10 protein-coding genes are annotated in these 12454 nt (G+C 69.0%); 7 read left to right on the top strand and 3 right to left on the bottom strand.

What is annotated here, in order from left to right; all coding sequences use genetic code 11:
• Positions 1-16 precede the first annotated feature (16 nt).
• The 5 genes from ACWELJ_RS21200 to ACWELJ_RS21180 are packed head-to-tail and all read left to right on the top strand — an operon-like array spanning position 17 to position 5311.
• Positions 17-883 carry a metal-dependent hydrolase gene (locus tag ACWELJ_RS21200; protein ID WP_452367854.1) on the top strand — a complete coding sequence of 289 codons (867 nt, stop codon included), beginning with the start codon at positions 17-19 and terminating at the stop codon, positions 881-883.
• Between the two features lie 31 nt (positions 884-914).
• Positions 915-1796 (top strand): metal-dependent hydrolase, encoded by an 882-nt coding sequence (locus tag ACWELJ_RS21195; protein ID WP_452367853.1) that lies wholly within the window; start codon positions 915-917, stop codon positions 1794-1796.
• A 16-nt stretch (positions 1797-1812) separates the two neighbouring features.
• Positions 1813-3384, top strand: coding sequence for a flavin-containing monooxygenase (locus tag ACWELJ_RS21190; RefSeq protein WP_452367852.1), 1572 nt, complete (start codon positions 1813-1815; stop codon positions 3382-3384).
• Entirely contained in the window at positions 3381-4271 is an 891-nt protein-coding gene (locus ACWELJ_RS21185; RefSeq protein ID WP_452367851.1) for an SDR family NAD(P)-dependent oxidoreductase, read from the top strand. The genes ACWELJ_RS21190 and ACWELJ_RS21185 overlap by 4 nt, the downstream gene beginning before the upstream one ends.
• Positions 4268-5311 carry a 2Fe-2S iron-sulfur cluster-binding protein gene (locus ACWELJ_RS21180; RefSeq protein ID WP_452367850.1) on the top strand — a complete coding sequence of 348 codons (1044 nt, stop codon included), beginning with the start codon at positions 4268-4270 and terminating at the stop codon, positions 5309-5311. Before ACWELJ_RS21185 ends, ACWELJ_RS21180 begins: the two co-directional genes overlap by 4 nt.
• A gap of 503 nt (positions 5312-5814) precedes the next feature.
• Here ACWELJ_RS21180 and ACWELJ_RS21175 read toward each other — a convergent pair.
• Positions 5815-6204: a hypothetical protein gene (locus ACWELJ_RS21175; protein WP_452367849.1), complete on the bottom strand. Its 390-nt coding sequence runs from the start codon at positions 6202-6204 to the stop codon at positions 5815-5817.
• Between the two features lie 172 nt (positions 6205-6376).
• Between ACWELJ_RS21175 and ACWELJ_RS21170 the strand changes: the two genes are divergently transcribed.
• Complete coding sequence (locus tag ACWELJ_RS21170) at positions 6377-8266, top strand: glycoside hydrolase family 5 protein (RefSeq protein WP_452367848.1); 1890 nt, start codon at positions 6377-6379, stop codon at positions 8264-8266.
• Between the two features lie 73 nt (positions 8267-8339).
• Here the strand turns inward: ACWELJ_RS21170 and ACWELJ_RS21165 are convergent, their stop codons facing one another.
• Positions 8340-9542, bottom strand: a complete 1203-nt coding sequence (locus ACWELJ_RS21165; RefSeq protein ID WP_452367847.1) for an amidohydrolase — start codon at positions 9540-9542, stop codon at positions 8340-8342.
• Complete coding sequence (locus ACWELJ_RS21160) at positions 9539-10777, bottom strand: MFS transporter (RefSeq protein WP_452367846.1); 1239 nt, start codon at positions 10775-10777, stop codon at positions 9539-9541. Before ACWELJ_RS21160 ends, ACWELJ_RS21165 begins: the two co-directional genes overlap by 4 nt.
• A gap of 655 nt (positions 10778-11432) precedes the next feature.
• On the opposite strand from ACWELJ_RS21160, the gene ACWELJ_RS21155 reads away from it, so the two are divergent.
• Positions 11433-12454 (top strand): thiamine pyrophosphate-binding protein (locus ACWELJ_RS21155; protein WP_452367845.1); only part of this gene is annotated, 1022 nt, incomplete at its 3' end.

The following is a 12454-nucleotide window of genomic DNA, read 5'->3' as shown; positions in this document are numbered from 1 at the left end:
ACCGCGCGCATCAAGGATGGTCCAGATGGCGAATTCCCTTCCGGCGCAGACCTATCCCCGGGCCCGCCGCATCAAGTTCCGATTCGATCGCGCTTCGAGCGACAAATACTTCGTCGAGAACGACATGGTCTACAGCCATTTCGTGGCCGGCATGTCCGGCGGCTTCCCGGCGGGGGAGGAATCCTTCATCCGTTCGGTGCGCCGGGTGGCCGGCCGGGTCACCGATCCGGTGCTGAAGAAGCGGGTGACCGGCTTCGTCGGCCAGGAGGCCATGCACGGGCTCGAGCACCGCAAGCTCAACGAAAAGCTCGTGGAGCTGGGCTATCCCATCGCCTGGCTGGATTCCGAGCAGGCGACAGCGCGCATGCTGTGGATCGAGGAACGGGTGCCGGCCGAAGTGCACCTGGCCATGACCGCGGCCGCCGAGCACTACACCGCCGTCCTCGCGCGGCGGGTGCTGGCCAGTGACGAGATCCAGGCGATTCCGGGCGATCCGGAAGTGTGGAATCTGCTGAATTGGCATGCGCTGGAGGAACTCGAGCACAAGTCGGTGGCCTTCGACGTGTTCCGCGCGGTCGGCGGCACCGAGCGCACCCGCATCGGGGTCATGCTCGCCATGTACTCGCTGACGCTGCCGCTGACCTATCTCAGCCTGGCGCTGGCCGTCGGCCGGGACCCGGTCGCGCGGCGGCGGCCGGCCCGGGTCGCGCGCGAGGCGTATCGGCTGTTCACCGGACCCGTCTTCCGCGGGCTCATGCCGGAGCTGGGCGAATACCTGCGACCCGGCTTCCATCCCGACGACATCGACACGACCGCGCTGCTGTCCCATTGGCAGCGTGAGCTTTTCGGCGACGACGGCCGGCTCGTCGACCACCTGAAGTAGTAACGACTCCCTTGCCAGAAAGGACCGGCCAATGACGATCGGTCGGCAGGACTCCACGTCCCTGATGCCCTATCCCACAGTGCGGCGCATGCGATTCCGGTTCGGCGAACCCGAGCCGATGGCGCACCAATTCGTCCGGGGCGACATCCCTTTGACGCATCTGATCGCGGTGCTCTCGGGAGCCTTCCCGCCGGGGGAGGAGTCGTTCATCCGCTCGGTGCGCAAATTCGCCGGGCAGATCACCGATCCGGTGCTCAAGAAGCGGGTGGCCGGGTTCATCGGGCAGGAGGCCGTGCACGGGCAGCAGCATCGGCGCTTGAACGAGCAGCTCATCGAGAACGGCTTCCCGATCGTGCGGCTGTTCACCTTCGCGCCGGGCGCGCTGCGCGAGCGCGGGGTGATGGCGATCGAGAACGCGGTGCCGCCGGAGGTGCACCTGGCGTTCACGGCGGCGGCCGAACACTACACGGCCACCCTCGCCAAACGCATTCTGAGCAGCCAGGAGATCCAGGACATCCCGGGTGATCCGGAGGTGTGGCGGCTGCTGAACTGGCATGCCTACGAGGAACTCGAGCACAAGTCGGTGGCCTTCGACGTCTTCCGGACCACCGGGGGCACCGAAGTGGTGCGGATCGGCGTCATGGCGGGGCTCTACGTGCTGACCATTCCGCTGGTGTCGGTCGGCGTGTTCGCCTCGATCCTCAGTGATCCGCGCAGCTGGCGGCCGTTCACCGTGGCGTGGCAGACGGTGCGGCTGGCGCGCGGCCCGATCGTGAAGGGCCTGCTCACGGAGATGCGGCCGTATCTGCGGCCGGGCTTCCATCCCGACGACATCGACACCGACGGGCTGCTCGAGCAGTGGCAGCGAGAGCTTTTCGGCGCGGACGGCGAACCGTCCGGCCGTATCGGCTGAGACGGAGGAGACCGACATGGCGACACAGCGCGGTGGCACGGGTGCGCCGTCCGCCGTCCGGCCCGATCACGAGGTCATCGTGGTCGGCGCCGGATTCGGCGGCATCGGCAGCGGGATCGCACTGCAGCGGCAGGGCATCCACGACTTCGTGATCGTGGACAAATGGGATCGGGTCGGCGGCACCTGGCATGCCAACACCTATCCCGGTGTGGCGGTGGATATTCCGTCGTTCATCTACAGCTTCTCCTACGAGCAGCGCGGGGACTGGTCGCGGATCTTCGCGCCCGGCACCGAACTGCGCGACTACGCCGAGGGCATGGTCGACAAGTACGGGCTGCGCGACAAGCTGCGGCTGAACACCACCATCATGGCCGCCGACTTCGACGACCGGAACAGCCTGTGGCGCTTGCGCACCGATGGCGGGGAGCAGCTCACCGCGCGCTACGTGGTGCTGGCCATCGGCGGGCTGGAACGGCCCAAGATGCCCGACATCCCGGGACTCGACGACTTCGCCGGAACGCTGGTGCACACGGCTCTGTGGGATCACGACGTGTCGCTGACCGGCAAGCGGGTGGCCGTCATCGGCACGGGAGCCACGGCGCTGCAACTGATTCCGGCGATCGTGGACGAGACCGAGCATCTGACCGTGTTCCAGCGGACGCCCATCTGGGTGTTCCCCAAGAACGACGCCGAGGTCGGACCGCTCGGGCGGATGGTGCTGGGCAATACCGGGATCCGCACCGCGCTGCGGCTGGCCGGCAATCTCGGCACCGAGGTGGCGATGAGCGGCATGGTGGCCGGACCGGCCTGGCTGACCTCGGCGGTGCGCCGGGCCGCCGAGGCGCCGATCCGGCGCTGGATGCGCTCGCAGGTCCACGACCCGGACCTGCGGGAAAAGCTCACTCCGCGTTATGGATTGGGCTGCAAGCGGCCGTCCATGTCCAACGACTATCTGAGGACCTTCAATCGGTCCGACGTCAGCCTGGTCACCGACTCCATCGCGCGGATCACCGAGCGCGGGGTGGTCACGGTGGACGGCGCCGAGCACGAGGCCGACGTGCTCATCTGCGCGACCGGGTTCAAGCTGTGGGAGAAGGGCTCGATTCCGCCGTTCCCGGTGCGCGGGCGCGGTGGCCGCGACCTCGAACAGTTCTGGGACGAGCACCGCTACCAGTCCTATCAGGGTGTTTCGGTTCCCGGATACCCGAACTCGTTCACCATCACCGGGCCGTACGGGTTCGTGCTGGGCTCCTATATCTGGATGATCGAGGCCACCTCGGCGCACCTGGCGCGAGTCATCGCCGAGGCCAAGGCGCGCGGCGCCACCGAGGTCGAGATCCGGCAGGACGTGCACGACGAGTACTTCCAGCTGTGCCTGCGGCGGCAGCGGAAGAACTTCCTGTTCACACCGGTGTGCGAGGGCTCCAACACCTACTACCTCGACAATCACGGCGACTCGCCGTTCCGGCCGTCCACGCACGGCGAGATGTACTGGCAGAACCGGCATTTCGATCTCGACGTGTATCGCTACACGGTCGGTGCGCCGGTGGCGGCCGAGACGGTCGCGCTCTCGGAGGAGGTCTCGTGAAACTCGATACCATCGATCCGAAGCTGGTGGTGGTCACCGGTGCGGGCAGCGGGATCGGGCGGGCGACGGCACTGCGGTTCGCGCGCAGGGGATCCCAGGTGATCGTCTCCGATATCGACAAGGACGCGGCGCTGTCGACGGTGGCGCTGGTCCAGGCCGAGGGGCGGCGGGCGATCGCCGCCCAGCTCGATGTGACCGATCCGCATGCCTGGGCGGCCTTCGCCCGGGACGTGCACGCCGATCACGGGGTGCCCGACGTGCTGGTCAACAATGCCGGAATCCTGGTCAGCGGGTCGTTCCTGGATCTCGAACCCGAGGACTGGGCGACGCAGCTGGATGTGAACCTGCTCGGGGTGGTGCACGGGTGCCGGTCGTTCGGGCGGCTCATGATCGACGAGGGCAAGCGCGGGCACATCGTGAACATCGCCTCCGCGGCCGCGTTCACCCCGACGCCGGTCATGTCGGCGTACTCGGTGTCCAAGGCCGGGGTGAAGATGCTCACCGAATGCCTCCGGCTGGAGCTCGCGCCGAAAGGCGTGGGGGTGAGCGCGATCTGCCCGGGCGTGATCAATACGAACATCGCCCGGCACGCCACCGCGGTCGGGGTCGATCCCCGGCTGATGGAACGCGGTCAGCAGCTCACCGAGCGGATCCAGGAACTGGCCGAACGCCTGCCCTTCTCGCCGCTGAGCCCGGACCTGGTGGCGCGGGCCGTGGTGCGGGCGGTGCGCTACGACCTGGCGGTGGTGCCGGTGCGCACCGAGGCGTGGCTCGGCTACTTCATGCTGCGGCTCGCACCGGGTGTGAATCGCCGGATGACGCAACCACTGTCGATGGACCGCATCCAGGCGGCCGGGGAGCTCGTCTTCGGCAGGAGAGCGCCGTGAACGCACGCGCCCACCAGCTGAAGGTGCGTGCAGTCCTCAGCGAGACCGCCGACGCGGTCTCGCTGAGCTTCGATATCCCCGCCGATCTCACGCCCCGCTTCGCCTACTCGCCCGGCCAGTACTTGACGCTCCGCGTCCCCAGCGACCGCACCGGTTCGGTGGCCCGCTGCTACTCCCTGTCCAGCAGCCCGCACCGCGATGATCGGCCCACCGTCACCGTCAAACGCACTCCCGGCGGCTATGCCTCGAACTGGCTGTGCGACAACGTCTCTCCCGGCGATATCCTGACCGTGCTGGAACCGGCCGGGAACTTCGTTCCGCGTACGTGGAGCCACGACCTGCTGCTGTTCGCCGCGGGCAGCGGGATCACGCCGATCATCTCCATCCTGAAATCAGCTCTGACGCTGGGCCGCGGCACCATCGCCCTGCTGTACGCCAACCGCGATCGCGCCTCCGTCATCTTCGCCGCCCAGCTGAACGAGCTGGTTCGCCGCTACCCGCGCCGCCTGAGGGTCACCCACTGGCTCGAATCCGAGCGTGGCCTCCCGACGCCCCGCGCCATCGCCGATTGGGCCCGTCCCCACCGTCGGCACGACGTCTATCTCTGCGGCCCAGCGGGATTCGCCTCGAGTGTGACGCAGGGCCTGCGCCGACTGCGCATGCCCGATCGGGCGATCCACCGGGAGAACTACCGATCCCTGACCGACAACCCCTTCGAACACCGTATCCCGGTACCGAATTCGGCCGATGCGCCCGCCCCGGACAGCGCCACCGTCCGCGTCGACATCGACGGCCGATCCCACACCCTCGCGTGGCCCAGAACCAAGAAGCTCCTCGACGTCCTCCTCGACCACGGCATCGACGCCCCCTACGTCTGTCGCGAATCCGCCTGCGCCACCTGCGTCTGCACCGTCGAACAAGGCCGCACCCGCATGATCCAGAACGAATCCCTGATCGAGGAGGAACTCGCCCAGGGACAAACCCTCGCCTGCCAAACCCTTCCCGAATCCGACACCCTGCACATCTCCTTCGACCGGTAGCCCGTGACCCCGGCTACCGATCCGCCGACGGATTCAGGCATCGGACAACGGTGTCCCGCGCTTCGTATGCTGCCCGACGTCGCCGGTGACGCGTGAAGTCTCCGGCGATTCACTCGAGGGAGATACGAACACATGAACAGCACCAGATCCCGCTGGGCCACGATCGGCGGCGGGTTGGTGGCGGGGGTAGCCACACTCGCGGGAACCACGGGCATCATCCTGGGAACCGCTCCGGCAGCGCACGCCGACATCAGCAGCTTCGATCACAGTGTCACCATCGCCACGGACGCCTTGCAGGTCGGTGTCACCTACCAGGTCACCGAACTCACGGCCATGGATTCCTGCACCGCGACGCTCTACTACATCGACTCCGGCAGACGCGTTTTCATCGACAGCGGCGCCGGCAGCGGAGCGCTCGGCTCGGCCACGGCCACCCTGCACTGGACACCGCAAACCGCGGGTTCGGTGCAACTCATCTCCTCGGTGCGGTGCCCGAACGGCTACTACACCGACCAGGGCAATATGACGGTCACGGTCGCGCCGGCCTGGACGCCGCCACCGACGACGACCACGGTGCCGCCGACGACCACGACCACGGTGCCGCCGACGACCACGACCACGGTGCCGCCGACCACGACGACCACCGCACCGCCGACCACGACCACGACCACCACCGCACCGCCGACCACGACGAAGCAGTGCTCGCCGTGGGACCGGAGTTGTGGCCAGACCACCACGTCCGCGCCGACCACGACACCGCAATGTGGTCCGTGGCAATGGAATTGCGCCCCGGAGACCACGACGGCGCCGCCCGTCACGACGACCACGGTGCCGCCGACGACCACCACGACCGCGCCGCCGACGACCACGACGGCGCCGCCGACCACCACCACACCGCCGAAGTGCTCGCGGTGGAAGTTCTGGTGCTGACCGGGTCAGCTCCGATTGACAAGCGAAGGTGATCAGTCGGCGAGAAACGGTTGTTTCTGTTCGAACTCCTCGATCTCTAACGTTCATCCGGCCGACATGCGGTTCGGGTCGGAACGTCCGAGATGAGGAACGCGAATGATGTTGCACCGCTCGCCCGCCCGGCGGCGACTCTGGCCCCCGGTGGCGGTTCTCGCGCTGATCACCGCGCTGATGGCCGGTCCGGTCATCGACCACACCCCGGCGGCGCAGGCCGCGCCCGCCGGGGTGAAAGGGCCGCTGAGCACCCGCGGCCGCTACATCGTCGATGCGGGCGGCAACCGGGTCAAGCTCCAGTCCGGCAACTGGCACGGCTCGAGCGGCACCTGGAACGGCAACGGCGACGACGAGGACCCGGCCAACAACGAGGCCCAGGAGATCGGGCATCGGGCGCCGCTCGGCCTGGACCGGGTAGCGCTCGACAAGATCGTCACGGACTTCAAGGACCTGGGGTTCAACAGCATCCGGCTGCCGTTCTCCAATCAGATGATCACCGACGCCAAGCCGGTCCAGGGGCTCACCGCCAATCCGGCGTTGAACGGGCTCACACCGCTCGAGGTCTACGACCGGGCGGTCAGCGCGCTCACCGCCGCCGGGCTCGGCGTCATCCTCAACAACCACACCACCTCCACCCGCTGGTGTTGTGCCGTGGACGGCAACGAACGCTGGAACTCCGGTCAGAGCACCGACGAATGGGTGGCCGACTGGGCGTTCATGGCCGCCCGCTACCAAGGCGACCCCGGGGTGATCGGCGCGGATCTGCGCAATGAGGTGCGCCGCGACACCTGGGACGACCCGAACTGGGGCCTGGGCGACAGCCACGACTGGGCGGCCGCGGCCGAGCAGGCGGGCGACAAGATCCTGAAGGACGCCAACCCGAATCTGCTCATCATGATCGAGGGCCTCAACTGGATGGGCATCCCGACCGACCTCACCTGGCACGAGCGGCCGATGCTGAAGCCGAACAAGGATCTGTCCGAAACCCTGGTGCGCTCGCACAAAGTGGTCTACGCGGCCCACTTCTACGGCTACATCGGGCCGAACCACACCGGCGCGACCGGTCTCGGCGAGACCCACGACCCACGCTTCCGCGATATGAACCGCACGGACCTGTTCCAGGCCGTGGACCAACTGGCCGGGTATGTCGCGAGCACCCCGGACCGCCATTTCACGGCCCCGGTCTGGGTGAGCGAATTCGGTATCGGCAAGGGCGCGGAGAGCCTGGACAAGACGTGGTTCGCGAACCTGGTCGACTACTTGATCGACCGCGACCTCGACTTCGCGTACTGGCCGCTCGTCGGTTTCCAGCACCTGGACCAGGGCAACGACTGGGGCCTGCTGCGCTACGACACCGATGGCGGCAAGCGCAGCGTCCTCGACGCCGACGACTGGCGTGGTGCGCAGGTGCGCCGGCTGGTGGCCGCGAGCGGTAAGACCGGCCAGGTCGCCCCGGTGCGAACCTGGTCCATGCTCAATGGCATTCACGCCGACGACAACGCCTCGCTGCGGGCCGCCGCGGAGTGGGATTCCGGCGCCCGCAAGATGGTCTGCCCCGACGATCAGCGCATGATCGGCATCAGCGACCGCGGCCAGGGCGGCCTGTGCACCGATGCCACCCAGGGCGACCTCTGGCAGTCCGGCACCCCGGCGACCACGGTCAAACAGGAGAAGGTCACCACCGACTGGGCCGGCGGCTTCACCAAATACCAGTGCGCCCAGGGGCAATTCATGATCGGCTACAGCCTGCGCGGCGACAGCGTCTCCGCTGTCCTGTGTGCCCCCGGCCGTATCCCCCTCGCCGGCGCCGGTCGCACCCTGTGGGCCGACAAGGGCGACAACCGCCCCGCCTCGGGTGAAGGCGGCGACTTCGCCAAGGGTTATTACAAGGCCCAGTGCGCCGCCGACGAATACGCCGCCGGAATCGCCTTCTCCTGGGCCAACGCCCGCGGTGGCCACCCCGACGCCCTCTATTGCCGCAAGCTCGCCTGAGCCTTTCGCGGCGGTCGTCGTGAAAATGCCCGGTACGCATCGGAACCCGATGCGGACCGGGCATCGGCCGTTGTCAGGGGCGGGTGAGTTCGGCGCGGGCGGCCGTCAGCATGGTGGTGATGGCGGCGGGGAGGGCCTGGGCGGGGTCGGGGGCGAAGTGGGGGGAGTGGTTGGAGGGGAAGTGTGGTGGGAGGGCCGATTCGGTGAGCATGTAGTGCAGGTCGTCCTGGGTGAAGCGGGCGGGGTCCATGCCGCCGATGTGCCAGAAGACGGAGGGGACCGCGGCCGCGGTGCCGAAGGCGCCGAAGTCCTCGCTGCCGGTGATGGGGTGGTCCATGGGCATGACGGGGAGGTCGGCGGCGGTGAGGGCGGCCAGGACGCGTTCGGTGTCGCCGGGGGTGTTCTCGGTGACCGGGAAGTGGTCGTAGAACTCGACTTTCGGCTCCTGGGGCGCGCCCGCGGCGGCCGCCTCGGCCTCGGCGAGCCGCTGGATGCCCTCGATCATGCGGGCGCGGGAGCCGTCGGTGAAGGTGCGCAGGCTGAGCAGGACCTCGGAGCTGTCGGCGATGATATTGGGGCGGCTGCCCGCGTGCAGCGCCCCGGCGGTGAGCACCGGTGTTGCGGCGGTGGCGGTCTGGCGCGCGGTCAGCGCCTGCATGCGCACCACGAAGGTCGCCGCCATGAGCAGCGGGTCGATGGCGGTGTGCGGCTGGGAGGCGTGGCCGCCCTTGCCGAGGAAGGTGATGCGCACCGAATCCGAGGCGGCCATCAGGGTGCCGGGGCGGCTCAGGATCAGGCCGGCGGGCAGCGGGCCGACATGCTGGCCGAGCACGATGCGCGGTGCCGGAAAACGGTCCAGCAGACCGTCGTTGAGCATGCACTGCGCGCCGGCGCCGGTCTCCTCGGCGGGCTGGAACAGCGCGACCACGGTGCCGGGCACCGGATTCGCGGACAGTTCCGCGCACGCGCCGAGCAGCGCGGTGACGTGCACGTCGTGGCCGCAGGCGTGCATGACGCCGGGCACGGTGGAGGCGTAGTCGAGACCGGTCTCCTCCTGCACCGGCAGGCCGTCCATATCCGCGCGCAGCCACACCACGGGCCCGGGCCCGCCGTGCAGCACGCCGACGACGCCGGTGCCGCCGACGTTCTCGGTCACCTCCCAGCCGGGCAGTGCGCGCAGCTCGTCGGCCACCAGTCGCGCGGTGGCCCGCTCCGCACCCGACAGCTCCGGGTGCGCGTGCAGGTGCTGGTAGACCTGCTGCCAGTGCTCGATCATGGGAGACGCTCCTTCGACGGGACGGCAGCCGCGGCGCGCCGGGACACCATCGCCCGGAACGCGTCGGCGGTTTGCGGAACCACCAGGGCCGCCAGTAAGGCCAGCAGCGGCCCGATGGCCATGGTTTCGAAAGCCGTTGTGTACGAGACATGATCGGTGATGAACCCGAAGGCGAGCGGGCTCGCCACGCCCGCCAGCTGCCCGCCGAAGATGATCACCCCGGTGGCCGCGCCGATGTACACGCTGGGCAGCGCCCGCAGCGGCACCGAGAACGCGGGCATGTAGGCCAGCCCCGCGACCAGGCTCATCACCACCCCCAGCAGCACGAACAGCGGAAACGACTGCGCGCGCGGCAGTGCGAACAGCATGGCCGCGGTGAACGCCATGGCGGGCACCACGATCACCCGCGGCCGCCCGCCGAGTCGATCCGAGAGCCGCGCCCCCAGCACCACCCCGGCCGCCGCGGCCAGCGTGGTCGGCACCGCCGCGAAAGCGATGCCCGCCATGGAGATTCCGCGCTGCTCGTGCAGGAAGGTGGGCGTCCACGCGGTCACGCCCCACACCAGTACGTCGTAGCCGAAGAACATGACCGCGAACCCGAGCAGCGCGGGGGAGAACAGCACCGAGCGGCGTTCGGTCGCGGGCCCGGCGCGCGCGACCGGAATCTCGTCCTGGGTGAGCGGTTCGGGCATCCACCGCCGCCAGGCCAGGATCACCGCGACCCCGAGCACCGAGATGACCGCGAACATCACCCGCCAGCCCACCGTGGGCAGCAGCACGCCCGCGATCACCGCCGCCAGCAGCAGGCCGGCCGCGTTGGAGGCGTTGGTCCAGCCCGCGGCGGTGGTGCGCTGCTCGGGATGGCTGCGTTCGGCGAGCGCTTTGATCGCCGCCGCCGGGAACACTCCCTGCACCAGCCCGAACAGGAATCGAATGCCGAGCAGCACGCTGAACGACCAGGCGAGCGCGGTCAGCCCGGTGAAGATCGACCAGGCGGTCAAGCCGATGATGCCCACCCGCAGCGCCCCGTACCGATCCGCGAGCAGACCCCCGGGCACCTGGACGATCGCGTACGCGACGAAGAACACCGACACCAACATCCCCTGCTGCGTATGGTCCAGCCCCAGGTCCGCACCGATCGACGGCAGCGCGAAATTGATCACGGTCCGATCGATGTAGTCGACAACCCAGGCCGCGAACAGCAGCATCACGGTTATCCGTGTGGTACGTGGCATCCAGGCCCCTTCACAACGGGAGTGGCTGCATGCCACAGTGGCCCCCGAAACCGAGAATAGGGGCGATTTGCCCGATATTGCCATACGGACCGGCCCCTGCGAATGGCTCGGCGACGCAGCCCCGCGGATGCCGTTACCGGCCCGGAAACGGTCCCCGTAGGCTCGCCGACGACGAGCGAGACGATGACACAGGGGTACGTGGCCGAGGGTTACGGCCGGGTCGCCGACGCCTTCCGGCGCAACTTCCGGCACGGCGAGATCGGCGCGGCGGTCGCGGTCTTCCTTCGCCTACGTGCCCAATCGCCTGGGCCTCACCCTCAATGGCGACCGGCGCTGCCTGCGTCTGGCCCGCGCGGTGTTCGACACCTCGACGCGCCGGACGGGCGCGCGCACTGAACCGCGGCGGACCGCCGATCGTTGATCCGGATGTACCGGCCCGTCGGCCGGTAGCCGTCCAGATGCGGTCCGGAGTTCCCCCTGTACCCGGACCGGGGCCCCGCCGGGATATCCCCGGTGGGGTCTTCGCATGGCCAAAGTGCCTGTACAGCAGCACTTTTCGAGCAGGCATGTGACCTGAGACACATTGATCGAGCTCGTTCCGGCCAGATACCTTGTGTGCGATGCATTGCGGACAAGGTAATATGAACGGGGGATCGTGACTCAGAGCGAACGCACGGCCCGCACCGTCGCCGACCTCATCGTCGAACGGCTCGCGATCCACGCCGGCCACGTCTTCGGCGTCGGCGGGGCCAATATCGAGGACCTCTACGACGCCCTGCATCGGCATCCGAGGCTCACCGGCATCATCGCCAAGCATGAGTTCGGCGCGGCCACCATGGCCGACGGCTACGCCCGCGCCACCAATCGGCTCGGTGTGGTGGCCGCGACCTCCGGTGGCGGAGCCATGAATCTGCTTGCGGCGCTGGCGGAATCGTTCGACTCCCGGGTTCCGGTCCTGGCGCTGGTGGGTCAGCCGCCGCTGGGGCTGGAGGGGCGGGGCGCGTTCCAGGACACCAGCGGGGTTCCCGGCCGCATCGATGCCGAGCGGCTCTTCGCTCAGGTCGCCCGCTGTTGCGTCAAAGTCCTCAGCCCGCACGACATTTCATCGGCGCTCGACCGTGCGATCGCGGCGGCGCTGACCGGCGGTCCCGCGGTCCTGCTGCTTCCCAAGGATGTTCAGGCCGCTCCGCTGGTCGAGGGCGAGGCGGCGGCGCCGGAGTCGCGGACTCGGGAAAGCGCCGCTGCCGCAGGCCGATCCGTCGAGCCGGCGCTTCCCGGCGATGTCGCGGAACTGCTGGCCGGACTGCCGCCGGGGATTCCCGCGGTCGTCATCGCCGGACCCGAGGTCGCCGCGGCCGACGCGCGCGCCGAACTGGCGGCGGTCGTGCGGGCACTCGACGCGACGGTCCTGGTCACCCCCGACGCGAAGGACGCGTACTCGAACGCGGATCCCCGCTTCGCCGGTGTGGTCGGCGTGATGGGGCATCCGAACGCGGCCCGCCTGGTGTCCGAAGCGGAGCTCTGCCTGCTGGTGGGAACCCCGCTCTCGCTCACCGCCCGCGCCGGCCTGGATGCCGCGCTCGCCGCCTGTCCCCGGGTGCTGTACCTGGGCGCCGAGCCGCCGTACGTCCCGGTGCACGCCGAGGCGCGCGGGCCACTGGCCGCCGCGCTGCGGGC

Source organism: Nocardia sp. NPDC004582 (assembly GCF_053602115.1).
Note: the sequence above shows the minus strand (reverse complement) of the source record. Positions and strands in the feature narration are given on the sequence as shown.